We start from the raw sequence: 25,428 nt of genomic DNA on the forward strand, positions 1-25,428 counted from the left end.
GCCGGCGGCGCGGGCGGGCCGGTCGGCGGGGCGGCAGGCGGGGCGCAGACGCCGCCGCAGCAGCCGGCCGCGTTGCACCAGGCGCCCCCGGCTTCCCCGTACCCGTGGCAGAAGGCGGCCCGCCCGGAGACCACCACCTGAAGGGCTCGCCGAGGGCCCCGAGCTGCCGGACCACCGCCGCTGGCGGTACCCTCCGGCTCATGTCCCGCCATGTCGCGATCGTCACCGATTCCACGGCCTACCTGCCCCAACCGGCCATGTCGCGGCACGGAATCACCTCCGTTCCGCTGACCGTGGTGCTCGGCGACGAGGCCCTCGTAGAGGGCACCGAGATCTCGGCCCGCAGCCTCGCCCTGGCCCTGCAGAAGCGCCGCTCGGTCACCACGTCCCGCCCCAGCCCCGAGGAGTTCGTGCGGGCCTACCGGGCGGCCGCCGACGCGGGCGCGACCGGCATCGTCAGCCTGCACCTGTCCGCCGAGTTCTCCGGCACGTACGACGCGGCCGTGCTCGCCGCGAAGACCGCTCCGGTCCCCGTCCGCGTCGTCGACACCGGCATGGTCGCGATGGCCCTCGGCTTCTGCGCCCTGGCCGCCGCCGAGGTGTCCGAGGCCGACGGCTCCATGGACGAGGCCGTGGCCGCCGCCGAGAAGCGGGCGGCGGGCATGTCCGCGTACTTCTACGTCGACACGCTCGAATACCTCCGCCGCGGCGGCCGCATCGGGGCCGCGCAGGCCCTCCTCGGTTCGGCGCTCGCGGTCAAGCCGCTGCTGACGCTGGAGGGCGGACGGATCGAGATGCTGGAGAAGGTGCGGACGGCTTCCAAGGCCATCGCGCGCCTGGAGGAGCTGGCCGTCGAGCGCGCCGGGTCCGGGGCCGTGGACGTGGCCGTGCACCACCTGGCGGCCCCGGAGCGTGCGGAGAAGCTCGCGCAGCGGCTCCGCGAGCGGATCCCGGGACTGGTCGAGATGCACGTCAGCGAGGTCGGCGCGGTGATCGGCGCGCACACCGGACCGGGGCTGCTGGCGGCGGTCGTCTCGCCCCGCTGATCACCCGAACGGGTGGCGGGGATATCCACAACGGGGTTGTTGTCCACCGGAATTGAGGGCTCCGAACGGGGAACCGGCTTCGGTCCTACCGTCGTGGCATGACTCTTCGAACGCGTACTTCACAGCCCTCCTCCGGCGCCACCAGTGGCCCCGGGCGCCCCCGGCTCTCCGACAGCCGACTGCGTCATCGCCGCCATGGCGAGCGTGCGCGTCGGCGGGATGCTCCCGAACCCGCGGCGGTGCGCCGTCGCGCGGAGGCGCTGCTCGGTGGCAGCGGGCCGCCGGGGGCGCCGCCCGTGCATCCTCCGGATGTGGAGGCGGCCGGGCCGGTGGTCCCGGGTGGGGAGAGCCTCTTGCCCGGCGGGGCCGCGCGGCGGCTCGCGGTGCGCGAGCGGCTGCCGGTGTGGTTGCAGGTCCGGTGCGGGGTGCAGCCGCGCACGGTGGCCGCCGTCTGCGTGGTGCTGGTCGTGGCGGTGGGCTTCGCCGCGCAGCAGTTCTGGTCGGCCCGTCCGCAGCCGGTGACGGCGCCCGAGGTGGTCGCCCCGGCGCCGGTCGCGGCCACGGCGCCGGCTTCCACGGTGGCATCCGCGCCGGCCGCCGTCGGCGCCCCCGTCGTGGTGGACGTCAGCGGGAAGGTGCGGGAGCCGGGGGTGCGCAGACTGCCCGCCGGTTCGCGCGTGGAGGACGCGCTGAGCGCCGCCGGGGGAGTGCGGCCCGGCACGGACACGACCGGGCTCAATCTGGCCCGGGTGCTGGTGGACGGAGAACAGGTGCTGGTGGGCGCTCCGGCTCCCCCGGCGGGCGGGGCGGGTGGTGGCGGGGTGGCCGGTGGTGGGGCGGGTGGTGTGGGCGGGCCGAGTCCGGGGCCGTTGAGCCTGGGTACGGCCACGGCCGAGCAGCTGGACCGGCTGCCGGGGGTCGGCCCGGTGCTCGCGCAGCACATCGTGGACTTCCGCACCGTCCGCGGCGGGTTCCGTTCCGTGGAGGAGCTCCGGCAGGTCAACGGCATCGGTGAGCGGCGGTTCGCCGACCTGCGCAGGCTGGTGCGGCCGTGAGCCGGGCCGAGGGTGCGCCGCGCCCGGCGGATCTGCGGCTGGTGGCGCCGGCCCTGGCCGCCTGGGCGGCGGCCGCACTCGCCCTCGACGCACCCGCCGGGCTCACCGCCGCCGGGGCGGGGCTGGGGGTGGTCTGCGCCGGGCTGCTGATACTGGCCGGGGGCCGGCGCCCGGAGCCGCTGCTCGGCTTCGGGGCGGCCGTGGCCGCCGCCCTGCTGTGTGCGGCCGCCGGGGCCGGGGTGGCGGGGCTCCAGCGGGCCGAGGCGCGGGCCGGGCCGGTCGCGGAGCTGGCTCGGGGGCATGCCCGGGTGCTGGCGGAGCTCACCGTCGGCTCCGATCCGCGGACCGTCCCGGGCGGGAGCGGGCCGCCCGCCGTGGTGCTGGACGCGGTGGTGACCCGGGTGACCGGTCCCGACGGTGCGCGGACCCGGGTCGAGACCCCGGTGCGGGTACTTGCCGGGCACCCGGGCTGGGCCCGGCTGCTGCCCTCGACCCGGGTGGCGGTGGTCGCCCGGCTGGCCCCGGCGCGGGGCGGCGAGCGGGCCGTGGCGCTGCTCCGTGCGGGCGGCGACACCCCGCCCCGGGTGACCGGCGGACCGGACACCGCGCAGCGGCTGGCCGGCCGGCTGCGGGCGGGGCTGCGTGAGGCCACCGACGGGCTGGCGCCGGATGCCAGGGCCCTGCTGCCGGGGCTGGTCGTCGGGGACACCTCCCGGGTGGAGCCCGATCTGCACGAGGCGTTCCGGGCCACCGATCTGCTGCACCTGCTGGCCGTTTCCGGATCCAACCTGACCGTGGTGCTGTTCCTGCTCATCGGGCCCCCGGCCCGCGCACAGCTCGCCGAGCGGCGCGGGCTGGCACCCCGCCTCGGGCTCTCGCTGCGGGCCACGGCCTCGTGCGGGGCGGCCCTGACGCTGGCCTTCGTGGTCGTGTGCCGACCGGAGCCGAGCGTGCTCAGGGCCGCGGCCTGCGGGGCGATCACCCTGCTGGCGATCGCCACCGGGCGGCGCAGGTCCCTGCTCCCGGCGCTGGCCGCCGCCGTGCTGCTGCTGGTGCTCCACGACCCGTGGCTGGCCCGCAGCCACGGCTTCCTCCTCTCGGTGCTGGCCACCGGAGCCCTGCTGACGCTCGGCCCCGGGTGGGGCGAGGCCCTGCGGCGGCGCGGGATGCGGCCCCGGTTCGCCGAGGCGCTGGGGGCCGCCGCTGCCGCCCAGGCGGTGTGCGCGCCGGTGGTCGCGGTGCTGTCGGCCCGGGTGAGCCTGGTGGCGGTGCCGTGCAACCTGCTGGCCGAGCTGGCGGCGGGTCCCGCGACGGTGCTCGGGTTCGCCGCGCTGGCGGCGGCCCCGGTGTGGCTGCCGGCGGCGAAGCTGCTGGCCTGGTGCGCCGGGGTGCCCGCCGGATGGATCGCCGCCGTGGCCCGGGCCGGGGCGCGGCTGCCGGGGGCCGAGCTGGCCTGGCCCGGCGGGGTGGGCGGCGGGGTGCTCCTGGGCGCAGCCACCCTGGCCGCGGTGGGCCTCGGCTTCCGGTACGGCCGCAAGCGGTGGTTCTGCTCCGGCCTCGCCGTGCTGCTGCTCCTCGCGGTCCTGAGGCCGCCCCTGCTCACCCGTACCGTCAGGGGCTGGCCGCCGCCCGACTGGAGCTACGTGCAGTGCGCGGTCGGGCAGGGGGACGCCGCCGTACTCGCCGTGGCTCCGGGTACGGCCGTGGTGGTGGACGCCGGGCCCGAGCCCGGGCCGGTCGACGCGTGCCTGCGCACCCTGGGTGTGACCCGTATCCCACTGTTATTGCTGACACATTTTCATGCCGACCACGTGGGCGGCCTGTCGGGGGTGCTGCGGGGCCGGGCGGTGGGTGTGATGCAGACCACCGGGCTGCAAGAGCCGCCGGGACAGGCCGAGTTCGTCCGGCGGACGGCCGCGGCCGCCGGGGTGGCCGTCGTACCCGCCGTGGCGGGGGAGCGGCGCCGGGCCGGAGCGCTCGAGTGGCAGGTGCTGTGGCCGCCCCCGTCGGGCCCGTCGCCGGAAGGGGCCAACAATGCGAGCGTGGCCCTGCTGGTGCGCGGCGGCGGCCTGAGCCTGCTCCTGCTGGGTGATCTCGAACCACCCGCCCAGCAAGCCCTGCTGAGGGACCATCCGAAACTGGGCCCCGTGGACGTCCTGAAGGTCGCCCACCACGGCTCGGCGCACCAGGACCCCGAGCTGCTCGAGCGGATCAGGCCGCGCCTTGCGATCGTCCCCGTCGGACCCGGCAACCGCTACGGACACCCGGCAGCGGGTACGCTCGCACGGCTGCGGGCCCTGGGGGCGATCGTGCTGCGCACCGATGCCGACGGATCCATCGCCGTCACGGGAAGCGGCTCGCGGATGCGGGCGTTCCCGGCCATCCGGCGGCGGGCGCGACGCGGGCATTCCGGGCCTGACCGCTCTGGTTGCCCACAACCTGACAGCATGATCGAATGCGTTTTCGCCAGAGCGATCCAAGTCCACACAGCACGGGGGTGCATCAACGATGTTCGGTCGCCGACGGGGGATGGATACGGCGGGAAGTTCCAGTCCCCACACATCCGCGACACTGACGCTTCCTCATACGGCGCGCCTGCTCAGCTGCCGGGTTCTCGACACGGTCCACCAGCCGATCCGGCAGGCCACGTTCGAGGTGACCGACCCGATCGGCCGACGCATCGTCAGCGGGGAGACCGACCCGTACGGCGGCTTCGCGGCAGCCATGCCGGAGGGGGAGTACCGGCTCACCGTCACCGCCGAGGGCTACGCGCCGTTCCACGGGGCGACGCTCGTCGGGGACCCGGCCCAGCCGGGCACCGGGGAGATCATCCTCGACGCGGTGGAGCCACCGCTGCTGCCGGCGCCCGGCCACTGGGAGCTCGACCCGGCGCATTCGTCGATCGGGTTCGCGGCCCGGCACATCGGCTTCGCGCGGATCAACGGCCGGTTCAACACGTTCGCGGGCGCGGTACGGATAGCCGAGCGCATGGAGGACTCCTCCATGCACGTGATCATCGACGCGGCGAGCATCGACACCGGTCTGCGGCTGCGGGACGACCACCTGCGCTCCGGGGACTTCCTGGACGCGGCCCGCTACCCCACGATCGAGTTCTACAGCGAGCGCTTCATCCACCGCAGCGGCAGCCGCTGGGCGGTCGCGGGAGCCCTCACCCTGCACGGCGCCAGCCGCTCCGTCACCCTGGACACCCGGTACCTGGGCCTCGGCACCGGCCTGGAGGGCGAGCCGCGGGCCGCCTGCCGGGCGACCGCCGCACTGCACCGCGAGGACTTCACCCTGAACTGGCAGTCGATGCTGGCGCACGGGGTCGCGGCCATCGGTTCGAGCGTGGAAGTGGCGCTGGACGTACAGATCGTCCACAAGGCCTGAGGGACGCCCGGCCGGCCCTACGGGGCTTCGAGCCAGCCCTCGTACTCGGCGGCGAGGTCGTCCAGCGTGGCCGTGTCGAGCCGCTCCTGCGGGTCCTCGACAACGACGAGCCACTGGGCGTCCTCGGCGTCGTCCTCACCGGCCAGGGCGTCGCGCAGCAGCCGCGGTTCCTCCGGGAGGCCGAAGCGGTCGACGGCCTCCCGCGCCACCTCCTCGGCGGCGTCGCGGTCGGGCAGGACGAGTACATGTCGCACGTTCACCCGGCCATTCTCAGGCATCGGGTGAGGGGGGCCGGGGCGCGGGGGACTGTCACTGGGGCGTGGGATGCTGGAGCCGATGGCCATCAGGAAGAATTCCACCGACGATCCCCTCGCCCCGCTCACCCTCGCGGTGGGGCAGGAGGACCTGCTGCTCGACCGTGCCGTTCGGGAGGTGGTGACGGCCGCCCGAGCCGCCGATGCCGACACGGACGTGCGCGACCTCGCCTCCGAGCAGCTCCAGCCCGGCACGCTGGCCGAGCTGACGAGCCCGTCGCTGTTCTCCGAGCGGAAGGTCCTGGTCGTGCGCAACGCGCACGACCTGTCCGCGGACACGGTGAAGGAGGTCAAGGCCTACCTCGCGGCTCCGTTCGAGGAGATCAGCCTCGTGCTCCTCCACGCGGGCGGGGTCAAGGGCAAGGGCCTGCTGGACGCGGCGCGCAAGGCCGGCGCCCGGGAGATCGCCTGCCCGAAGATGACGAAGCCGGCGGACCGGCTGGCGTTCGTCCGGGGAGAGTTCCGCACGCTGGGCCGGTCGGCGACGCCGGAGGCCTGCCAGACGCTGGTGGACGCGATCGGCAGTGACCTGCGGGAGCTGGCGAGCGCCGCCGCGCAGTTGTGCGCGGACGTCGAGGGCACGATCGACGAGGCCGTGGTGGGCCGCTACTACACAGGGCGGGCCGAGGCCTCCAGCTTCACGGTCGCCGACCGGGCGGTGGAGGGGCGCGCGGCGGAGGCCCTGGAGGCCCTGCGATGGTCCCTGTCCACCGGGGTTGCGCCGGTTCTGATCACCAGTGCCCTCGCCCAGGCGGTGCGTGCGATCGGCAAGCTGGCCTCCGCCCCGCGCGGGGCCCGGCCCGGTGACCTTGCCCGGGATCTGGGCATGCCGCCGTGGAAGATCGACCGGGTCCGTCAGCAGATGCGGGGGTGGTCGGCGGACGGGGTGGCCGATGCGCTGCGGGCCGTTGCCGCGGCCGACGCGGGTGTCAAGGGTGGCGGTGACGACCCCGAGTACGCGCTCGAGAAGGCCGTGGTCGCGGTGGCCCGCGCGGCCCGCCCCCAGCGTCAGTAGCCGGCCGCCGCGGGCCCGCTGCCGGGGCTCCGCCCCGGACCCCGCGCCTCAAACGCCGGCGGGGCTGGTTTTGCCTCCGTCCCGGTCAGGTGCGGCGCCGCTCCCGGGGCTCCGCCCCAGACCCCGCGCCTCAAACGCCGGCGGGGCTGGATGTAGGCACCCCGCGCCGTAAGCGCTGGCGGGGGCTGGGTGTGGGCATCCTGCGCCGTGAACGCTGGCGGGGCTGGGTGTTGGCATCCCGCGCCGTAAGCGCTGGCGGGGCTGGGTGTTGGCATCCCGCGCCGTCAACGCCGGCGGGGGTTGGGTGTGGGCACCCCGCGTGAACGTCGCCGGGCGTTGGGTGTAGGCATCCCGCGCCGTGAACGCTGGCGGGGCTGGATGTAGGCACCCCGCGCCGTAAGCGCTGGCGGGGCTGGGTGTGGGCATCCCGCGCCGTGAACGCCGGCAGGGCTGGGTGTAGGCATCCCGCGCCGTGAGCGCCGGCGGGGCTGGGTGTAGGCACCCCGCGCCGTCGACGTCGGCGGGGCTGGATTTCCGCCGAGCGGGGGTGGTCCTCGTGGCTGCGCAGCACAACCGCACGAAGGCCCCGGTCGCCGCCCTGGGGAAGGGAGGTGGCCGGGGCCTTCGTCTTACTGCTTTTGTGCGCCGCACCCGCGTGGCGAACGCAGGCCGCGTGCGGCGCGGTGTGCCGGGTCAGGAGCGGAAGAGAGGGCCCGCTGGGTCCTTACCGGCGATTCACATCGAGAGCTCAGCCCTGGAGGGTGGCAACCTTGGAGGCCAGCGCCGACTTCTTGTTGGCGGCGGCGTTCTTGTGGATGACACCCTTCGAGACAGCCTTGTCGAGCGCACGCGCGGCGTCGCGAGAAGCCACGGTGGCCTTCTCGACGTCACCGGCGACGACAGCCTCACGGGCCTTGCGGATCGCGGTCTTGAGCGAGGACTTGACGGCCTTGTTGCGCAGGCGCGCCTTCTCGTTCGTCTTGTTCCGCTTGATCTGGGACTTGATGTTCGCCACGAAAGAGCCTTTGCAGGTTCAGAGTTTGATCTTCGGATTGCGTCCCGGAAGCTTAGAGGGCATACGAGACACAGCTGCCCAGGCTACCAGGCGCGCTCCGACCGGCCCAAACCGAGCGCACTGCCCCGTCCATGGGACGATGGGAGTGCTCAGACTTCGTTCCGAGCTCCGACTGCGACCGAGAATCAGGACACTGCGTGCCCGCGATCCCCAGCCACGTGCCCGAGCCGAGCCGTACCGACCCGGCGCTGATCCGCAACTTCTGCATCATCGCGCACATCGACCACGGCAAGTCGACCCTTGCCGACCGGATGCTTCAGCTCACCGGTGTGGTCGACCAGCGGCAGATGCGTGCCCAGTACCTCGACCGCATGGACATCGAGCGTGAGCGCGGCATCACGATCAAGTCCCAGGCCGTCCGACTGCCGTGGTCGCCGACCTCGGGCGAGGGTCAGGGCAAGACTCACATCCTCAACATGATCGACACCCCCGGGCACGTCGACTTCACCTACGAGGTCTCCCGCTCCCTCGCCGCGTGCGAGGGCACGGTCCTCCTGGTGGACGCCGCCCAGGGCATCGAGGCGCAGACCCTCGCCAACCTGTACCTGGCGATGGAGAAGGACCTCGCGATCGTCCCGGTCCTGAACAAGATCGACCTTCCGGCCGCCCAGCCGGAGAAGTTCGCCGAGGAGCTCGCGAACCTGGTCGGCTGCCAGCCCGAGGACGTCCTGCGCGTGTCGGCGAAGACCGGCCTCGGCGTGGACGCGCTGCTGGACAAGATCGTCGCCACGGTCCCGGCCCCGGTCGGCCCCAAGGACGCCCCGGCCCGCGCGATGATCTTCGACTCGGTCTACGACTCGTACCGCGGTGTCGTCACCTACGTCCGTGTCGTGGACGGCCAGCTCAACAAGCGCGAGCGCATCCGGATGATGTCCACCGGCGCCACCCACGAGCTGCTGGAGATCGGCGTCTCCTCCCCGGAGATGACCCCCTCCGACGGCATCGGCGTCGGCGAGGTGGGCTACATCATCACCGGCGTGAAGGACGTCCGTCAGTCCAAGGTCGGTGACACCATCACCAGCCTGCACAACGGCGCGACCGAGGCCCTGGGCGGCTACAAGGACCCGCGGCCGATGGTCTTCTCCGGCCTCTACCCGCTCGACGGTTCGGACTACCCGGACCTGCGTGAGGCCCTGGACAAGCTGCAGCTCAACGACGCCGCGCTGGTCTACGAGCCGGAGACCTCGGCGGCGCTCGGCTTCGGCTTCCGCGTCGGCTTCCTCGGCCTGCTGCACCTGGACGTGGTCCGCGAGCGCCTGGAGCGGGAGTTCGGCCTCGACCTGATCGCCACCGCGCCGAACGTGGTCTACCGCGTCGTCCTGGAGGACGGCAAGGAAGTCACCGTCACCAACCCGAGCGAGTTCCCCGAGGGCAAGATCTCGGACGTGTTCGAGCCGGTCGTCCGGGCCACCTTGCTCGCGCCTTCCGAGTTCATCGGCGCGATCATGGAACTCTGCCAGCAGCGCCGCGGCACCCTCCTCGGGATGGACTACCTCTCCGAGGACCGGGTCGAGATCCGCTACACGCTCCCGCTCGCGGAGATCGTCTTCGACTTCTTCGACCAGCTGAAGTCCAAGACGCGCGGTTACGCCTCCCTCGACTACGAGCCCACCGGCGAGCAGGCCTCCGGACTGGTCAAGGTCGACATCCTGCTGCACGGCGACAAGGTCGACGCGTTCTCCGCCGTCACGCACAAGGACGCCGCCTACGCCTACGGTGTGCGCCTCGTCGCCAAGCTGCGCGAGCTCATCCCGCGGCAGGCCTTCGAGATCCCGATCCAGGCCGCCATCGGCTCGCGCGTCATCGCCCGCGAGACCATCCGCGCGATCCGCAAGGACGTCCTCGCCAAGTGCTACGGCGGTGACATCTCGCGTAAGCGCAAGCTGCTGGAGAAGCAGAAGGAAGGCAAGAAGCGGATGAAGATGGTCGGCTCCGTGGAGGTCCCGCAGGAGGCCTTCATCGCCGTCCTGTCCAGCGACGAATCCGGCGGCAAGAAGAAGTAGGCCGCCGTATGTGAAACAAGCCCCCGTGCTCCGGCGCGGGGGCTTGTTTCGTTATGAATCGGCCGCCCGGAGGCTCTTACGCACCAGGCGGAGGGCCCCTAGTCTGATCACTGATCGTTGGTTACTCGCCAGTTACAAGCCCTGACTCAGCCACCCCAGCCAGTCAGCCCCCCTGCATCGACAGGCCCTGCCGCGTGGTCCGGAGGACGTCCGTGAGCGACACACAGACCTTGATCGAAAACCGCCCGCCCACTGTGGCGACCCTCTTCCTGGAGCGTGTCGCCGCCACGCCCGATGCCGAGGCCTACCGCTACCCCGTGCCCGGGGCCGGCCAGGGCCCCGACGAGTGGAAGTCGCTCAGCTGGGGCCAGGCCGCCGACCGGGTCTTCGCCGCCGCCGCCGGGCTGATCGAGCTCGGGCTGCGCCCCGAGGAGCGCGTCGCGCTCGCCTGCAGCACCCGCGTCGAGTGGATCCTCGCGGACCTCGGCGTGATGTGCGCGGGCGGCGCGGTCACCACCATCTACCCGAGCACCAACGCGGAGGAGTCGGCGTTCATCCTCTCGGACTCCGAGAGCCGGGTGCTCATCGCCGAGGACGCCGCCCAGTTGGCGAAGGCCCGCGAGCGCCGTGCCGACCTGCCCAACCTCGCCCACGTCGTGGTCGTGGAGGCCGCCGACGCGATCGCCGTCGAGGGCGACCCGGAGGGCTGGGTGCTCTCGCTGGCCGACCTTGAGGCGAGCGGCAGGGAATACCTCGCCAAGCACCCCGAGGCGGTCAGGGAGCGGATCGCGGCCATCACCGCCGACCAGCTCGCCACCCTCATCTACACCTCCGGCACCACCGGTCGCCCCAAGGGCGTCCGGCTGCCGCACGACAACTGGTCGTACATGGCCAAGGCCACCGTGGCCACCGGCATGATCCACTCGGACGACGTCCAGTACCTGTGGCTGCCGCTGGCGCACGTCTTCGGCAAGGTCCTGACCTCCGGGCAGATCGAGGTCGGGCACGTCACTGCCGTCGACGGCCGGATCGACAAGATCATCGAGAACCTGCCGGTGGTCCAGCCGACCTACATGGCGGCCGTCCCGCGCATCTTCGAGAAGGTCTACAACGGAGTCGCGGCCAAGGCCCGGGCCGGCGGCGGAGCCAAGTACAAGATCTTCCAGTGGTCGGTCGCCGTCGCCCGCGAGTACGCCAAGGTCACGCAGGACAACTTCCGGCGCACCGGCCAGGCGACCGCCCCCTTCGGTCTCGCCACCAAGCACAAGATCGCCGACGCGCTGGTCTACTCCAAGCTCCGCGAGGCATTCGGCGGCCGCCTGCGCGCCGCCGTCTCCGGCGCCTCCGCCCTGGCGCCCGAGATCGGCTACTTCTTCTCCGGAGCCGGCATCCACATCCTGGAGGGCTACGGCCTGACGGAGTCCAGCGCGGCCTCCTTCGTCAACCCCGGCGAGGCCTACCGCACCGGCACCGTCGGCAAGCCGCTCCCCGGCACCGAGGTCCGCATCGCCGACGACGGCGAGGTCCTGCTGCGCGGCCCCGGCATCATGCAGGGCTACCACGGGAAGCCGGAGCAGACCGCCGAGGTCCTGGAGTCCGACGGCTGGCTGCACACCGGTGACATCGGCGAGCTGTCGCCCGACGGCTACCTGCGCATCACCGACCGCAAGAAGGACCTGATCAAGACCTCGGGCGGCAAGTACGTCGCCCCGGCGGAGATCGAGGGCCAGTTCAAGGCGATCTGCCCGTACGTGTCGAGCCTCGTCGTGCACGGCGCCGACCGGAACTTCTGCTCGGCCCTGATCGCGCTCGACGAGCCCTCCATCCTGGTCTGGGCCGCCGAGAACGGCCTGGAGGGCAAGACGTACGGGGAGGTCCTGGCCGCGGCCGAGACCAACCGGCTCATCGAGACGTACGTACAGACCCTGAACGAGGGCCTGCAGCGCTGGCAGACGGTCAAGAAGTTCCGGATCCTGCCGCGGGACCTGGACGTGGAGCACGGGGACCTCACGCCGAGCCTGAAGCTGAAGAGGCCGGTCGTCGAGCGTGAGTTCAAGCACCTGATCGACGAGATGTACGAGGGCTCCCGGGAGGCCTGACGCCTGCCGCGGGCCTTGGCGGGACGGGGCGGCGGACCGCCCCGCGTACCCCCGCCCCCTGCGGGCGCTTCCCGGGGCTCCGCCCCGGACCCCGCGCCCCGAACGCCGGCGAGGCTGCATTCGGGGCGGGGGTCGTGTGCCTGGTGCGGGATGATGGGGGTATGCCTTCCGCACTGCCCGACGGTGAACCCATGCCCGAAGACGGCTCGCTGCCGTCGCATGCCCTGGCGGGGGCCGGGGACCGGCCGCTCGGCTTCTACCTGCACGTCCCGTACTGCGCCACGCGCTGCGGGTACTGCGACTTCAACACGTACACGGCGACCGAGCTGCGAGGGACGGGCGGGGTGCTCGCCTCGCGGGAGAACTACGCCGACACCCTGATCGACGAGGTCCGTCTGGCCCGCAAGGTGCTGGGTGACGACCCGCGGGCCGTGCAGACGGTCTTCGTGGGCGGCGGTACGCCGACGCTGCTGCCGGCCGCGGACCTCGTACGCATGCTCGCGGCGATCCGGGACGAGTTCGGCCTGGCGGAGGGCGCCGAGGTCACCACGGAGGCCAATCCGGAGTCGGTGGACCCGCGGTACCTGGCCGAGCTGCGGGCCGGCGGCTTCAACCGGATCTCCTTCGGCATGCAGAGCGCCAAGCAGCACGTCCTGAAGGTGCTCGACCGTACGCACACCCCGGGCCGGCCCGAGGCCTGCGTCGCCGAGGCCCGGGCGGCCGGCTTCGACCACGTGAACCTGGACCTGATCTACGGCACGCCGGGGGAGTCGGACGAGGACTGGCGCGAGACGCTGTCCGCCGCGCTGGGTGCGGGTCCCGACCACATCAGCGCGTACGCCCTGATCGTCGAGGAGGGCACCCAGCTGGCGCGGCGGATCCGCCGGGGCGAGGTCCCGATGACGGACGACGACGTGCACGCGGACCGCTACCTGATCGCGGACTCGGTGATGGCCGAGGCGGGCTACCACTGGTACGAGGTGTCGAACTGGGCCACGACCGAGGCCGGGCGCTGCCTGCACAACGAGCTGTACTGGCGGGGCGCGGACTGGTGGGGCGCGGGCCCGGGAGCGCACTCGCACGTCGGCGGGGTGCGCTGGTGGAACGTGAAGCACCCGGGCGCGTACGCGGCCGCGCTGGCGCAGGGCCGGTCCCCCGGGGCGGGGCGCGAGCTGCTCTCGCAGGAGGACCGGCGGGTCGAGCGGATCCTGCTGGAGCTGCGGCTGGTGGACGGCGTGCCGCTGTCCCTGCTGGCTCCGGCCGGCCTGGCGGCGTCCCGCCGGGCCCTGGCGGACGGCCTGCTGGAAGCGGGCCCGTACGCGGCGGGACGCGCCGTGCTGACCCTGCGCGGGCGGCTGCTGGCCGACGCGGTGGTCCGGGACCTCGTGGACTGACGGACCACCGCGCGGCGGGCCACGGCTCAGCCCGGGTAGTTCTCCCGCCAGGGCCGGTAGTTCGGGTTGTCCTGGCACTCGTTCATGATCTCGGTCTTGGTCGTCTTGTCGACCGGGCAGACCGCGACGATGAAGGAGCGCTCGATGCCGCCGGGGAAGGCGACCTCGACCTGCGAGGCCCACTTGTGGGTGTCGCCGATGGTCTGGTTGACGTCCACCCCGCCGGGCGCGTCGATGTAGTAGTTCCAGCCGCTCTTCCACCACGTCTTGTACAGGTCGTGGTCGTACGTCGTGGACACGTACGGCGAGGGCTGGTTGACCAGCACGTACTGCTCGACGTCGTACTGCCCGTCCACCGTCGCCCTCGGGTGGAATCCCTCCTCGAAGACGACCGCCGGCGGGCGGCTGTCCGCGCGGTAGAGCTGCTTGCAGTTGATCCGCCAGGACGGGGAGGGCGTGATGCGGGCCACGTCGGCGCGCTGGTCGGCGGCGGCGAAGAGGTGGTCGGCCACGCGCGGGCACGAGTTCGCCGGAGCCGCGTGCGCGGCGGCCTGCGGGGCCGCGTAGGCGGAGGCGGACGGGAGGAGGGCGGCCGCGAGGGCGGCGGCGACGACGAGCCGCCGCCGCGGAGAAAAGGTGATCATGATCAGCACCCTTGCCGCACGCGGCCGGGCGTACACGCACTGTCACCCGAAGGTGAGCGTGTGCGGGAGCCGGCTTGACGCCCGTCCGGCTCAGGGGGCCGTCACGAAGTCGATCAGTTCCTCCACCCTGCCCAGCAGGGTGGGTTCGAGGTCCTTGTACGAGCCCACGCGCGACAGGATGTGCTGCCAGGCGGCGCCCGTGTTCGGGGGCCAGCCCAGCTCCCGGCAGATGCCCGTCTTCCAGTCCTGGCCGGGCGGGATCACGGGCCACGCCCCGATGCCCAGCGCGGACGGCTTCACCGCCTGCCAGACGTCCACGTAGGGGTGTCCCGCCACCAGCACGTGCGGCGAGGTCACCGACGCCGCGATACGGGACTCCTTCGAGCCCGGGACCAGGTGGTCCACCAGGATGCCCAGCCGGGCGTCCGCGGCCGGGGCGAAGTCGGCCACGATGGCCGGGAGGTCGTCGATGCCCTCCAGGTACTCCACCACCACGCCCTCGATCCGCAGGTCGTCGCCCCAGACCCGCTCCACCAGCTCGGCGTCGTGGCGGCCCTCCACGTAGATCCGGCCCGCCCGCGCCACCCGGGCCCGCGCGCCCGGCACGGCGATCGAGCCCGACGCCGTACGGGCCGCGGCGGCCGGGCCCCGCGGCGGGCGGGTCAGCGTCACCACCGCGCCCTCCAGCAGGAAGCCGCGCGGCTCCAGCGGGAACACCCGCCGCTTGCCGAAACGGTCCTCCAGCGTCACGGTGCCGGCCTCGCACGCCACCACCGCGCCGCAGAAGTCCGTACCCGCCACCTCCACCACCAGGTCGGGCTCGGCCGCCACCTCGGGCACGGCCTTGGGGCGCTTCCACTGCGGGGTCAGGTCGGGGGAGTACTCGCGCATCCGGCCGAGGGTAGGAGAGCCGCCGCTTTCACGCCTCCGACACGCCGAACCGCGTTGCCAGTGTGTCGCGTTGCGCACGGACAAAAGCCGCGGGGACCACCGCTCCGTGACCCGGCACGTACAGTGCGTCGTCCCCGCCGAGCGACAGCAGCCGGTCCAGCGCCGCCGGCCACTGCCGGGGCACCGCGTCCGGCCCCGCCGACGGATCGCCCGACTCCTCCACCAGGTCCCCGCAGAACACCACCTCCCGCGAGCCCGGCACGAACACCGCGAGATCGTGCCGGGTGTGGCCGGGCCCCACGTTCGCCAGCAGCACCTGCACCCCGCCCAGCTCGAGCGTCCACTCGCCCGACACCAGGTGCCTCGGCACCACGAGCAGGTCCGCGGCCTCGGCCGCCTCGGCCGGAGCCAGTCCGTGCCGCACCGCGTCGGCCCGCAGCTCGTCCCGGCCCCGGCCGTGGCCTTCCAGCAGGGAGTCCAGGCCGACCGCCCCGTAGACCTCGGCCCCCGCGAAGGCGGCCCCGCCCAGCACGTGGTCGAAATGTCCGTGTGTGAATGCGATATGGGTCACGCGCCGGCCCGCCAGCCGCTCTGCCTCGGCCCGCACCTGCGAGCCCTCCCGTACGGACGATCCGGGGTCGATCAGGAGCACCGACTCATCCCCCACCACCAGCCCCACCGTGCAGTCCCACACCGGAAGACGCCGTCGACCGGCCCGCCCGGTCAGCCGTTCCCAGCCCGCCTCTTCCCAACGCACGTCCATGGCGCGACGCTACCGTGACGGGCCGCCCTTGCCAGGGCCTGACCACCCGGCCGTACACTGAGCGGGGGATCTCTGGCACTCGAACGCACAGAGTGCCAACGACCGGGTTCCGACAAACATGGCAACGGACCAGAGCTGGAGGTGTGCGCGCGATGCTCAGCGAACGCAGACTCGAAGTGCTGCGCGCCATCGTCCAGGACTACGTCGGGACGGAGGAGCCGGTCGGCTCCAAAGCGCTCACCGAGCGCCACCGGCTCGGCGTGTCCCCCGCGACCGTGCGCAACGACATGGCCGTGCTGGAGGACGAGGGCTACATCGCCCAGCCCCACACCAGCGCCGGCCGGATCCCGACGGACAAGGGCTACCGGCTCTTCGTCGACAAACTGGCGGGGGTCAAGCCGCTGTCGTCGCCCGAGCGCCGGGCCATCCAGAACTTCCTGGACGGCGCCGTCGACCTCGACGACGTGGTCGGCCGCACCGTGCGGCTGCTCGCGCAGCTGACCCGGCAGGTCGCCGTCGTCCAGTACCCGAGCCTGACCCGCTCCACCGTCCGGCACGTCGAGCTGCTCTCGCTCGCGCCCGCGCGCCTGATGCTCGTGCTGATCACGGACACCGGCCGGGTCGAGCAGCGGCTGATCGACTGCCAGACCCCCTTCGGCGAGAATTCGCTCGCCGATCTGCGGGCGCGGCTCAACAGCCGGGTCGTCGGCCGCCGGTTCACGGACGTGCCGCCGCTCGTGCAGGACCTGCCGGAGTCCTTCGACGCGGAGGACCGGGCGACGGTCACGGTTGTCCTGGCCACCCTCCTCGAGACCCTGGTCGAGGAAGCCGAAGAGCGGCTGATGATCGGCGGCACCGCCAATCTCACCCGCTTCGGACACGATTTTCCCCTGACGATCAGGCCGGTGCTCGAAGCGCTGGAGGAGCAGGTCGTGCTCCTCAAGCTGTTGGGCGAGGCCAGTGAGTCGGGAATGGCCGTACGGATCGGGCATGAGAATGCCTATGAGGGACTGAACTCCACGTCGGTCGTCTCGGTCGGCTACGGTTCGGGCGGCGAAGCAGTCGCCAAACTCGGCGTGGTCGGACCGACCCGCATGGACTACCCCGGAACGATGGGAGCGGTACGCGCAGTGGCACGTTACGTCGGACAGATCCTGGCGGAGTCGTAAGTGGCCACGGACTACTACGCCGTACTCGGCGTGCGCCGCGACGCATCGCAGGACGAGATCAAGAAGGCCTTCCGGCGCCTCGCGCGTGAACTCCACCCGGATGTGAATCCGGACCCGAAGACGCAGGAGCGCTTCAAGGAGATCAACGCGGCCTACGAGGTGCTCTCGGACCCGCAGAAGAAGCAGGTCTTCGACCTCGGCGGCGACCCGCTGTCCTCCTCGGGCGGCGGCGGTGGCGCGGGCGGCTTCGGAGCCGGTGGCTTCGGCAACTTCTCCGACATCATGGACGCCTTCTTCGGCCAGGCCTCGCAGCGCGGACCGCGCTCGCGGACCCGCCGGGGCCAGGACGCCATGATCCGCCTCGACCTGGAACTGGACGAGGCCGCCTTCGGCACCACCAAGGACATCCAGGTCGACACGGCCGTCATCTGCACCACCTGCTCCGGAGAGGGTGCCGCCCCCGGCACCTCGGCGCAGACGTGTGACATGTGCCGCGGCCGCGGTGAGGTCTCGCAGGTCACCCGGTCCTTCCTGGGCCAGGTCATGACCTCGCGCCCCTGCCCCCAGTGCCAGGGCTTCGGCACCGTGGTCCCGACCCCGTGCCCCGAGTGCGCGGGCGACGGACGGGTCCGCTCCCGCCGCAGCCTGACGGTCAAGATCCCGGCCGGCGTCGAGAACGGCACCCGGATCCAGCTCGCGGGCGAGGGCGAGGTCGGCCCCGGCGGCGGCCCCGCCGGCGACCTGTACGTGGAGATCCACGAGCTGCCGCACCCGACCTTCCAGCGGCGCGGGGACGACCTGCACTGCACCGTCACCATCCCGATGACGGCCGCGGCCCTGGGCACCAAATGCCCGCTGGAGACGCTGGACGGCCTGGAGGAGATCGACATCCGGCCCGGCACCGGCTCCGGGCAGGCGATCCCGCTGCACGGGCGCGGCGTCACGCACCTGCGCGGCGGCGGCCGGGGCGACCTGATCGTCCACGTCGAGGTCACCACCCCGGGCAAGCTGGACCCCCAGCAGGAGGACCTGCTGCGCCAGCTCGCGAAGCTGCGCGGCGAGGAGCGGCCGACGGGCCAGTTCGCGCCGGGTCAGCAGGGGCTGTTCAGCCGCCTGAAGGACGCGTTCAACGGCCGCTGAGCGACCTGCGGGATCTCGTACGAGCCCGGTCCGGGGATGCCCCGGACCGGGCTCCGTGCATCCCCCGGCGCCGCCCCCGCACGTTCCCCCGTACTTCCCTCAAGGCCGGAGGGAAGCGGACTATGCCAGGCGAATGCCGTGATTCGGTCCCGTGAGCGGGACATGGCACGATGCAGACCATGTCCTCCGCACCGAACGGTCTCTCCCCGTACCCGATCGTGCAGGCTCCCATGGCAGGCGGCGCCTCCTGCCCGCCGCTCGCCGCCGCCGTGTGCGAGGCGGGTGGGCTGGGCTTCCTGGCCGGCGGCTACAAGACCGCCGACGGCATGTACCAGGAGATCAAACAGCTGCGCGCGCTCACCCGGCGCCCGTTCGGCGTGAACCTCTTCATGCCGCAGACCGGTTACGTCGACCCCGCCGCGGTGGAGGCGTACCGCGGGCAGCTCGCCGGCGAGGCCAGCTGGTACTCGATCTCCCTCGCCGAGGAGGAGATCCTCGGCACCTGCGACGACGGCTACGACGCCAAGCTCGCCATCCTCGTCGAAGACCCCGTCCCGGTGGTCTCCTTCACCTTCGGCTGCCCCCCGCCCGTCGCCTTCGACTGCCTGCGCAAGGTCGGTACGTACACGGTCGTCACCGTGACGTCGGTCGACGAGGCCCGCATCGCGCAGGCGGCCGGCGCCGACGCGCTCTGCGTCCAGGGCGTGGAGGCGGGCGGCCACCAGGGCACCTTCCGCGACGACCCGCAGGCCGACGGCACGGCGAGCGTGGGCCTGCTCGCGCTGGTGGCCCAGGTACGGGAAGCCGTGGCCCTGCCGCTCATCGCGGCGGGCGGCCTGATGCGCGGCTCGCAGATCGCCGCGCTGCTGGCGGCGGGCGCCGAGGCGGCGCAGCTCGGCACCGCGTTCCTGGCGTGCCCGGAGTCCGGTGCGGACCCGCAGCACAAGAAGGCGCTGACGGACCCGCTGTTCGTGCGCACCGAGCTGACCCGGGCGTTCTCCGGGCGGCCGGCCCGCGGGCTCGTCAACCGGTTCATGCGCGAGCACGGGCCGTACGCCCCGGCCGCGTACCCGCAGATCCACCACATGACCTCGCCGCTGCGCAAGGCCGCCGCGGCGGCCGGGGACCCGCAGGGCATGGCGCTGTGGGCGGGCCAGGGGCACCGGCTGGCGCGGGCCCTGCCCGCCGGGGAGCTGGTGGAGGTGCTGGCGGCGGAAGTCGCCGAGGCCCAGAGCGCGTTGAAGGCAAGACAGATGAGGAGTGCGTCATGACCGCCCCCGTGTTCGTGGTCGAAGAGGTCCCCGCGGGACCGGAGTTCGTCCTGGACGGTCCCGAGGGCCGGCACGCGGTGTCCGTGAAGCGGCTGAACCCCGGCGAGGCGGTGGTCCTCGCGGACGGCCGCGGCCGGTGGGCCGAGGCCGTGGTGAAGGCGGCGGAGGGCAAGGACCGGCTGGTCGTGTCGGTGTCCGGGCTCTTCGAGGAGGCGGAGCCGGCCGTCCGGATCACCGTGGTCCAGGCGCTGCCCAAGGGGGACCGCGGCGAGGTCGCGGTCGAGACCATGACCGAGACCGGGGTGGACGCGATCGTCCCCTGGCAGGCCTCCCGCTGCATCACCCAGTGGCGCGGCGACCGGGGCGCCAAGTCCCTGGCCAAGTGGCGGGCCACGGCCCGGGAGGCGGGCAAGCAGTCCCGCCGGGTGCGCTTCCCGGAGGTCGCGGAGGCACTGTCCACGAAGCAGGTGGCGGCGCTGCTCGCCGAGGCCGACCTGGCGGTGGTGCTCCACGAGGACCGGGACGCGCCCTCGGGCGCCCTGGCCACGGCGGAACTGCCCGCCGCGGGCTCCATCGTGCTGGTGGTGGGCCCGGAGGGCGGGGTCTCCCCGGACGAGCTCGCGGCCTTCGCGGCCGCCGGGGCCCACCCGTACCGCCTGGGTCCCTCGGTGCTGCGCACCTCCACGGCGGGCACCGCGGCGGCGGCGGTCCTGCTGGCGCGGACGGGCCGCTGGTCCTGACGGGCCGTCGGCGGCGGCGGGATGCCGGATACGATGCCGGGGCTGATCAACGTCAGCGTCAATGTCATCGTCATCGGAAGGCTCAGCCATGGCCGGGGAACCGCAGGCAGACTGCCTGTTCTGCAAGATCGTCACGGGGGAGGTCCCGGCGACCGTGGTCCGGGAGACCGGGACGACCGTCGCCTTCCGGGACATCAACCCGCAGGCGCCGAGCCACGTGCTCGTGATCCCGAAGGTGCACTACCCCGACGCGGCAGCCCTCGCGGCCGCCGAACCGGCCGTCGCCGCCGACCTGCTGCGCGAGGCCGGGCAGATCGCCGCGGACGAGAAGGTCGACGACCACGGCTACCGGATCGTGTTCAACACCGGCGCCGGCGCGGGCCAGACCGTCTTCCACGCCCACGCGCACGTCCTCGGGGGCCGCGGTCTCCAGTGGCCCCCCGGATAGACCGTGTCCGTACGCGAGTTCGTGGTGCTGGGCACCGCCAGCCAGGTGCCCACACGCCAGCGCAACCACAACGGCTACCTGCTGCGCTGGGACGGCGAGGGCATCCTCTTCGACCCGGGCGAGGGCACCCAGCGCCAGATGCTCCGCGCCGGGGTGGCCGCGCACGACATCAACCGGATCTGCGTCACCCATTTCCACGGTGACCACAGCCTCGGGCTGGCCGGGGTGATCCAGCGCATCAACCTCGACCGGGTCCCGCACCCGGTCACCGCGCACTACCCGGCCTCCGGGCAGCGGTTCTTCGACCGGCTGCGGTACGCGACGGCCTACCGCGAGACGGTGCGGCTGGCCGAGGCGCCGGTGGCCGGGGGCGGGGTGCTGGCGCGCGGGGACTCGTACGTCCTGGAGGCCCGCAGGCTCTCGCACCCGGTGGAGTCCTTCGGCTACGGGATCACCGAGCCGGACGGGCGCCGGATACTGCCGGAGCTGCTCGCGCGGCACGGGATCAAGGGGCCCGACGTGGGCCGGATCCAGCGCGAGGGGCGGCTGGACGGGGTCACGCTGGAGGAGGTCAGCGAGCCGAAGCCGGGGCAGCGGTTCGCGTTCGTCATGGACACCCGGCTGTGTGACGGCGTGGACGAGCTCGCGGAGGGCTGCGACATGCTGGTGATCGAGTCGACGTTCCTGGACGCGGACGTCCAACTGGCCACCGATCACGGGCACCTCACCGCGGGGCAGGCCGCGGGGGTGGCGCGGGACGGGGGAGTGCGCCACCTCGTGCTGACGCACTTCTCGCAGCGGTACTCCGACCCGTCGGAGTTCGAACGGCAGGCGCGGGCGGCCGGTTTCGAGGGCGAGCTGACGATCGCCTCGGACCTGAGCCGGGTTCCGCTCCCGAAGCGCCCCTGACGTCTGCCCCGGCCCCGCTCGTCTGCGGCTCCGCCCCCAGCCCCCCGCGCCTCAATCGCCGGCGGGGCCGGATGCGGCTGATGTCGCCTTTCGGGTGGCCGGATCACCCACCGGGCCTTTCCGGCGGCGGGACGCGGGGGAGGGCAGGAGGACGCGCAGCGGGCGGGGGCGGAGCGTGAGCTGCGTGATGCGCAGTTCCGGGGAGCCCACGCGGGGGACCGACGCCGTGCCCGCGGCGAGCACGGCCGCCGCCGCACCACCACGCCGCCGCACCGAGCCCGGCACCAGCGGCCGCCCGCCGACGTGCAGCGCGACGGCGGCCATCGGCCCGGCCACGGCCAGCAGCAGCCCGCCCAGCACCAGCCCCGTCGCGGGGAAGCCCGCGCCCTCTGCCAGCAGGCTCCCGGCGACGGGCCCGCACGCCACCCCGAGCGAGGACGCGGAGCCGACCAGAACCGCCCACCGTCCGCGCGGATCCAGCGCGGCCGCGAGGCCGATGGCGTACGAGAGGACGACGGGGTAGAGCGCGTTCCAGAGGATCTCCCCGGCGGCGAAGGCGCCGAGGCCGTGCGCGTTCGAGGACAGCACCACGCAGCCGGCGATGAGCGCCGTGCCCGCCCCGACGGGGACGGCCCGGCCGAGCCTGGCGCCGAGCGCGGACGCGGCGGTGACCCCGAGCAGACCCGCGCCGAGCGCCGCCGCGAAGACGATGCCCAGGGTGACCTCGGACAGCCCCGCCTGCTGGGCGCCGATGCGGCCGCTGACGCCCCACAGCGCGTTCTGCGCCAGCGACCACAGCATCAGGGCGCCGGCCAGCACCACCCCGGCCCGCGGGTACGGCAGCCGCCCGCCGGCCCGTACGGCGGCCTCCCCGCCCGTCGCCCGGCCCGTCGCCCCGCCGAGCCGCCCGGTCGCCGGCCAGACCAGCGCGGCGACCAGCGCGATGGCCGCGAACGGCAGCCGGTGGCCCCCGCCGAGCCGCGGCAGCGTCAGGTACAGCGCCCCGGCGGCGGCCGAGACCGACAGCAGGCCGAGCGCGGAGGTGCGGTGCGGGTCCCGTTGCGCGGCGATCCCGGACGCGGCCACGGCGGTGGCGCTGCCGGAGCCGAAGCCCCCGACGACCGCGCCCGCCACCACCAGCGGGAGCACGGTGGTCGCGGCCGCGGTCCCGTAGCCCACGAGGGCGAGCAGCAGCCCGAGCCGGGCCGCCCGGCGGGGGCCGTGGCGCGGGATCCGCGAGGCGAGGGTGAATCCGGCGGCGGCGGAGCCGAGCAGCAGGACCGAGCCGATCAGCCCGGCCTGGGCGGGGCTCAGCGGGAGGTGTGCGTCCAGCCGGCCGACGACGGTCGGGAGCAGGTACGGGGCGACGTAACCGGCGGTGAAGAGCGCGACGAGCGGCCAGGCGGCGGGCTGCGCGGAGGTGTGCGTGGACACGGGCTTTCCAGGTGGTGCGAGGGTGGTGCGAGGGCGTGTCCGCAAAGTGGTGCCAGGGCGCCCGACGGGCGCCCCGGTGAGAGCGGGGCCCCTGTCTATCAAGCGGCCGGAGTTGCGGAAAAGGGCCTTTCGGTGGTGATCTGCGTCACACTGGGTTTTGATCCTTGCTCAGGCGGGGATAGCTGCCAGCTTTCCCCCGCCCTTTCTTCGCATGTCCCCTTGCAGAAACGACCCTTCGCCCCTTCAATCCGCACACGCACCAAACGGGGAGTACACCGTGACCAGTCGGGACGACCGCAACAGCCCCTCCACCGCCGTCGAGGCAGCGGCCGCCGGGGAGGCCGTTGACCCGCTCGGTCCGCTGCGCGATCCCCAGGAACCGGGCTGCGACGTCTTCCTGACCGGCACGGTCTTCCTCGACATCATCTTCACGGGCCTCGACTCGGCCCCGGTGCGCGGTACCGAGTCCTGGGCGCGCGGCATGGGATCGAGCCCCGGCGGCGTCGCCAACATGGCCACCGCCCTGGCCAGGCTCGGCCTGCGCACCGCGCTGGCCGCCGCCTTCGGGGACGACCACTACGGCGAGTACTGCTGGGACGCGCTCGAACAGGGCGAGGGCATCGACCTCTCGATGTCGCGCACCGTCCCCGGCTGGCACAGCCCGGTCACGGTCTCCATGGCGTACGAGGGCGAGCGCACGATGGTCTCGCACGGCCACGAGGCACCGCCCCCGCCGGGCGCCCTCCCGCAGTGCCCGCCGGCGGCCCGCGCCGCCGTGGCCTCGCTGGGGCCCGGCGGCGGGGAGGAATGGGTCGCGCAGGCCGCGCGGCGCGGCTCGCGGATCTTCGCGGACGTGGGGTGGGACGAGAGCGGGCGCTGGGACCTGGGGGCGCTGGCCGACCTGGAGCACTGCGAGGCCTTCCTGCCGAACGCGGGGGAGGCCATGCGGTACACGCGCACCGACTGCCCGCGGGCCGCGGCCCGGGCGCTCGCCCGAAAGGTGCCGATCGCGGTGGTGACCATGGGCGCGGAGGGCTCGTACGCGGTGGACGGGCGCACGGGGGAGACGGCCGAGGTCCCGGCGATCACGGTGGACGCCCTGGACCCGACCGGCGCGGGCGACGTGTACGTGGCGGGCTTCGTGACCGGCACCCTGGCGGGCTGGCCGCTGGCGGACCGGCTGGCCTTCGCGGGTCTCACCGCGGCCCTGTCGGTGCAGGAGTTCGGCGGCTCCCTGTCGGCCCCCGGCTGGCCGGAGGTGTCCCACTGGTGGCGGGCCGCCCCGGAGGCCCTGCGCAGCCGCTACGCCTTCCTGGACGAGCTGATCCCCCGGGGCGCCACCCAGGCGGCGCGCCGCCGGGCGGTCCCGACGATCGGCTTCCGGCACCCGGTGTAGGGCCAGGTCCAGGTCCCCGTCCAGGCCCCCGGCGCGGGGCCGTCCGGCGGGGCGGGGGAAAACCCCTCGGGGAAGGGCCGTCGGCGACGTAGGCTTGGTATTCCGGAGGTCGTCGATCGGCGCGGCCCCTCAGCGGGAGGTATGCGCAGGCCACAGTGCCGGCCCATGACTCAGACACCGAGAGCCCACACCCCCGCGCCGGGGCAGGCGCGAGCCCACTTCACCGTTCCGGCCACGCATCCGATGGTGACGGTCCTCGGCTCGGGCGACGCCCTGTTGCGCGTGATCGAGAAGGCCTTCCCGAAGGCCGACATCCATGTTCGGGGCAATCAGGTCAGCGCGATCGGCGGAGCGGCGGAAGTCGCCCTGATCCAGCACCTGTTCGACGAGATGATGCTGGTGCTCCGCACCGGGCAGCCGATGACGGAGGACGCAGTGGAACGCTCGATCGCCATGCTCAAGTCGAGCCGCAACGGCGAGGGCCCGGACGAGACGCCCGCCGAGGTGCTCACCCAGAACATCCTCTCCAGCCGCGGGCGCACCATCCGCCCCAAGACCCTCAACCAGAAGCGGTACGTCGACGCGATCGACAAGAACACGATCGTCTTCGGCATCGGCCCCGCCGGTACCGGCAAGACCTACCTCGCCATGGCCAAGGCGGTCCAGGCCCTGCAGTCCAAGCAGGTCAGCCGGATCATCCTGACCCGCCCCGCCGTCGAGGCCGGGGAGCGGCTCGGCTTCCTGCCGGGCACGCTCTTCGACAAGATCGACCCGTACCTGCGCCCGCTCTACGACGCACTGCACGACATGATCGACCCGGATTCGATCCCGCGCCTCATGGCGGCGGGCACGATCGAGGTGGCCCCGCTGGCCTACATGCGAGGCCGCACCCTCAATGAGGCGTTCGTCGTCCTCGACGAGGCGCAGAACACGACCGCCGAGCAGATGAAGATGTTCCTGACCCGGCTCGGCTTCGACTCGAAGATCGTCGTCACCGGTGACGTCACGCAGGTCGACCTGCCCGGTGGCGCCAAGAGCGGTCTGCGCCAGGTCCAGGAGATCCTCGAAGGGGTTCCGGACATCCACTTCTCGCGGCTCACGTCCGAGGATGTCGTCCGGCACAAGCTCGTCGGCCGTATCGTCGATGCGTACGAGAAGTACGACGACAGCCAGGCCGACCGGTCCAGCCAGGACAGCCGGCAGGCCCGGAACGGCCACCAGCGGAAGTAGAA

At 73.2% G+C, this 25,428-nt stretch carries 21 protein-coding genes and 1 pseudogene; 16 read left to right on the plus strand and 6 right to left on the minus strand.

Features of this window, described 5'->3' with window-relative positions; translation table 11 throughout:
- The first annotated feature begins 200 nt into the window (after nucleotides 1–200).
- The 4 genes and pseudogenes from ACFWBF_RS27375 to ACFWBF_RS27390 all read left to right on the plus strand — a co-directional run bounded on the left by ACFWBF_RS27375 (nucleotide 201) and on the right by ACFWBF_RS27390 (nucleotide 5,491).
- On the plus strand, nucleotides 201–1,046 hold the full coding sequence (locus tag ACFWBF_RS27375) for a DegV family protein (RefSeq protein WP_385606559.1): 846 nt from the start codon (nucleotides 201–203) through the stop codon (nucleotides 1,044–1,046).
- 98 nt (nucleotides 1,047–1,144) lie between these two features.
- Nucleotides 1,145–2,101, plus strand: coding sequence for a helix-hairpin-helix domain-containing protein (locus ACFWBF_RS27380; RefSeq protein WP_385606561.1), 957 nt, complete (start codon nucleotides 1,145–1,147; stop codon nucleotides 2,099–2,101).
- Nucleotides 2,098–4,473 (plus strand): annotated as a pseudogene (locus ACFWBF_RS27385) (ComEC/Rec2 family competence protein); the annotation flags it as partial. The gene ACFWBF_RS27380 and the pseudogene ACFWBF_RS27385, both read left to right, overlap by 4 nt.
- A 136-nt stretch (nucleotides 4,474–4,609) precedes the next feature.
- The gene (locus ACFWBF_RS27390; RefSeq protein WP_385606563.1) at nucleotides 4,610–5,491 is read left to right on the plus strand and encodes a YceI family protein; all 882 of its coding nucleotides are present in this window, start codon (nucleotides 4,610–4,612) and stop codon (nucleotides 5,489–5,491) included.
- Between the two features lie 17 nt (nucleotides 5,492–5,508).
- Here the strand turns inward: ACFWBF_RS27390 and ACFWBF_RS27395 are convergent, their stop codons facing one another.
- Complete coding sequence (locus tag ACFWBF_RS27395; RefSeq protein ID WP_385606564.1) at nucleotides 5,509–5,769, minus strand: hypothetical protein; 261 nt, start codon at nucleotides 5,767–5,769, stop codon at nucleotides 5,509–5,511.
- 58 nt (nucleotides 5,770–5,827) lie between these two features.
- On the opposite strand from ACFWBF_RS27395, the gene holA reads away from it, so the two are divergent.
- Nucleotides 5,828–6,820, plus strand: a complete 993-nt coding sequence (holA, locus tag ACFWBF_RS27400; protein ID WP_385606566.1) for a DNA polymerase III subunit delta — start codon at nucleotides 5,828–5,830, stop codon at nucleotides 6,818–6,820.
- 748 nt (nucleotides 6,821–7,568) lie between these two features.
- Here the strand turns inward: holA and rpsT are convergent.
- On the minus strand, nucleotides 7,569–7,835 hold the full coding sequence (gene rpsT / locus ACFWBF_RS27405; RefSeq protein WP_385229716.1) for a 30S ribosomal protein S20: 267 nt from the start codon (nucleotides 7,833–7,835) through the stop codon (nucleotides 7,569–7,571).
- A 197-nt stretch (nucleotides 7,836–8,032) separates the two neighbouring features.
- Between rpsT and lepA the strand changes: the two genes are divergently transcribed.
- The 3 genes from lepA (at nucleotide 8,033) to hemW (ending at nucleotide 13,391) form a co-directional block, all read left to right on the plus strand.
- Nucleotides 8,033–9,898 (plus strand): translation elongation factor 4, encoded by a 1,866-nt coding sequence (gene lepA / locus ACFWBF_RS27410; RefSeq protein WP_385606568.1) that lies wholly within the window; start codon nucleotides 8,033–8,035, stop codon nucleotides 9,896–9,898.
- A gap of 212 nt (nucleotides 9,899–10,110) precedes the next feature.
- The gene (locus tag ACFWBF_RS27415; protein WP_385606569.1) at nucleotides 10,111–11,997 is read left to right on the plus strand and encodes an AMP-dependent synthetase/ligase; all 1,887 of its coding nucleotides are present in this window, start codon (nucleotides 10,111–10,113) and stop codon (nucleotides 11,995–11,997) included.
- A 161-nt stretch (nucleotides 11,998–12,158) separates the two neighbouring features.
- Nucleotides 12,159–13,391 carry a radical SAM family heme chaperone HemW gene (gene hemW, locus ACFWBF_RS27420; RefSeq protein ID WP_385606571.1) on the plus strand — a complete coding sequence of 411 codons (1,233 nt, stop codon included), beginning with the start codon at nucleotides 12,159–12,161 and terminating at the stop codon, nucleotides 13,389–13,391.
- Between the two features lie 26 nt (nucleotides 13,392–13,417).
- Here the strand turns inward: hemW and ACFWBF_RS27425 are convergent, their stop codons facing one another.
- The 3 genes from ACFWBF_RS27425 to ACFWBF_RS27435 all read right to left on the minus strand — a co-directional run bounded on the left by ACFWBF_RS27425 (nucleotide 13,418) and on the right by ACFWBF_RS27435 (nucleotide 15,689).
- The gene (locus ACFWBF_RS27425) at nucleotides 13,418–14,035 is read right to left on the minus strand and encodes an ADP-ribosyltransferase (RefSeq protein WP_385606573.1); all 618 of its coding nucleotides are present in this window, start codon (nucleotides 14,033–14,035) and stop codon (nucleotides 13,418–13,420) included.
- A 90-nt stretch (nucleotides 14,036–14,125) separates the two neighbouring features.
- The gene (locus ACFWBF_RS27430) at nucleotides 14,126–14,926 is read right to left on the minus strand and encodes a DUF3097 domain-containing protein (protein ID WP_385606574.1); all 801 of its coding nucleotides are present in this window, start codon (nucleotides 14,924–14,926) and stop codon (nucleotides 14,126–14,128) included.
- A gap of 28 nt (nucleotides 14,927–14,954) precedes the next feature.
- Nucleotides 14,955–15,689, minus strand: a complete 735-nt coding sequence (locus ACFWBF_RS27435) for an MBL fold metallo-hydrolase (RefSeq protein ID WP_385606576.1) — start codon at nucleotides 15,687–15,689, stop codon at nucleotides 14,955–14,957.
- Between the two features lie 152 nt (nucleotides 15,690–15,841).
- Here ACFWBF_RS27435 and hrcA point away from each other — a divergent pair, with 152 nt between their 5' ends.
- The 6 genes from hrcA (at nucleotide 15,842) to ACFWBF_RS27465 (ending at nucleotide 21,366) form a co-directional block, all read left to right on the plus strand.
- A complete protein-coding gene (hrcA, locus tag ACFWBF_RS27440; protein WP_385606578.1) occupies nucleotides 15,842–16,858 on the plus strand; it encodes a heat-inducible transcriptional repressor HrcA in 1,017 nt (338 codons plus the stop codon).
- Nucleotides 16,859–17,998, plus strand: a complete 1,140-nt coding sequence (gene dnaJ, locus ACFWBF_RS27445; protein WP_385606580.1) for a molecular chaperone DnaJ — start codon at nucleotides 16,859–16,861, stop codon at nucleotides 17,996–17,998. It abuts the gene before it with no gap.
- A 179-nt stretch (nucleotides 17,999–18,177) separates the two neighbouring features.
- The gene (locus ACFWBF_RS27450; RefSeq protein ID WP_385229688.1) at nucleotides 18,178–19,269 is read left to right on the plus strand and encodes a nitronate monooxygenase; all 1,092 of its coding nucleotides are present in this window, start codon (nucleotides 18,178–18,180) and stop codon (nucleotides 19,267–19,269) included.
- A complete protein-coding gene (locus ACFWBF_RS27455) occupies nucleotides 19,266–20,009 on the plus strand; it encodes a 16S rRNA (uracil(1498)-N(3))-methyltransferase (RefSeq protein ID WP_385606582.1) in 744 nt (247 codons plus the stop codon). The genes ACFWBF_RS27450 and ACFWBF_RS27455 overlap by 4 nt, the downstream gene beginning before the upstream one ends.
- Nucleotides 20,010–20,097: 88 nt before the next feature.
- Nucleotides 20,098–20,457, plus strand: a complete 360-nt coding sequence (locus ACFWBF_RS27460; RefSeq protein ID WP_385229681.1) for a histidine triad nucleotide-binding protein — start codon at nucleotides 20,098–20,100, stop codon at nucleotides 20,455–20,457.
- 3 nt (nucleotides 20,458–20,460) lie between these two features.
- On the plus strand, nucleotides 20,461–21,366 hold the full coding sequence (locus ACFWBF_RS27465) for a ribonuclease Z (protein WP_385606584.1): 906 nt from the start codon (nucleotides 20,461–20,463) through the stop codon (nucleotides 21,364–21,366).
- A 51-nt stretch (nucleotides 21,367–21,417) separates the two neighbouring features.
- Here ACFWBF_RS27465 and ACFWBF_RS27470 read toward each other — a convergent pair whose 3' ends face one another.
- Complete coding sequence (locus ACFWBF_RS27470; protein WP_385606585.1) at nucleotides 21,418–22,800, minus strand: MFS transporter; 1,383 nt, start codon at nucleotides 22,798–22,800, stop codon at nucleotides 21,418–21,420.
- Nucleotides 22,801–23,011: 211 nt separating this feature from the next.
- Between ACFWBF_RS27470 and ACFWBF_RS27475 the strand changes: the two genes are divergently transcribed.
- Together ACFWBF_RS27475 and ACFWBF_RS27480 are read left to right on the plus strand one after the other, a co-directional pair.
- Nucleotides 23,012–24,196 (plus strand): PfkB family carbohydrate kinase, encoded by a 1,185-nt coding sequence (locus ACFWBF_RS27475; RefSeq protein WP_385606587.1) that lies wholly within the window; start codon nucleotides 23,012–23,014, stop codon nucleotides 24,194–24,196.
- Between the two features lie 165 nt (nucleotides 24,197–24,361).
- Complete coding sequence (locus tag ACFWBF_RS27480) at nucleotides 24,362–25,426, plus strand: PhoH family protein (RefSeq protein WP_385606589.1); 1,065 nt, start codon at nucleotides 24,362–24,364, stop codon at nucleotides 25,424–25,426.
- Nucleotides 25,427–25,428: the final 2 nt, after the last annotated feature.

The organism is Streptomyces sp. NPDC060028 (assembly GCF_042736725.1).
Classification (GTDB): Bacteria; Actinomycetota; Actinomycetes; order Streptomycetales; family Streptomycetaceae; genus Streptomyces.